Raw genomic sequence first — 433 nt, 5'->3', positions numbered from 1 at the left:
TAAGCGAGGCGCCCGACTTTCGCTTCAATAACGTCGCTGTCGCGGACATCCGGATTTACTTTTTTGATGTATGCCTCGTCGCGAAACCAGAAAGCTGGATGGGTCGAGGATTGTAGTATCGATGTCGCGATCGATAAGAAAACGGGCAAGCCAGAAGCCATCATAACCTGCCTCGAAGCAGACCCGCATCGACCCCAAGGCACATCCGGCATGCGACCGAGCTGGTGCCAGGCTTTCGATCCGTCCGAGCGCCGACAGAAGAGCTTCGGCATTACCGCCGGCTACTGCCGTAGTCTGCACCTTATCTGAGCCGGGCAGAAGATAACCGATCAGCCATGTGCGTTGGCTGAGTTCAAGCGCGACATAGCAATCGTTGGCACGTTCGGCGCTCATGATCATCCTCCTTAAAAAGCGGAGGCAGATTATCAAGCTC

The 433-nt window shown here is 55.2% G+C and carries 1 protein-coding gene; it reads right to left on the bottom strand.

Going from position 1 to position 433, the window contains the following annotated elements; genetic code table 11:
• Positions 1-24 precede the first annotated feature (24 nt).
• A complete protein-coding gene (locus tag AB4Z23_RS28610) occupies positions 25-393 on the bottom strand; it encodes a hypothetical protein (protein WP_441361324.1) in 369 nt (122 codons plus the stop codon).
• Between the last annotated feature and the right edge of the window lie 40 nt (positions 394-433).

Source organism: Agrobacterium sp. MCAB5 (assembly GCF_052114365.1).
GTDB lineage: Bacteria > Pseudomonadota > Alphaproteobacteria > Rhizobiales > Rhizobiaceae > Agrobacterium > Agrobacterium tumefaciens.
Note: the sequence above shows the minus strand (reverse complement) of the source record. Positions and strands in the feature narration are given on the sequence as shown.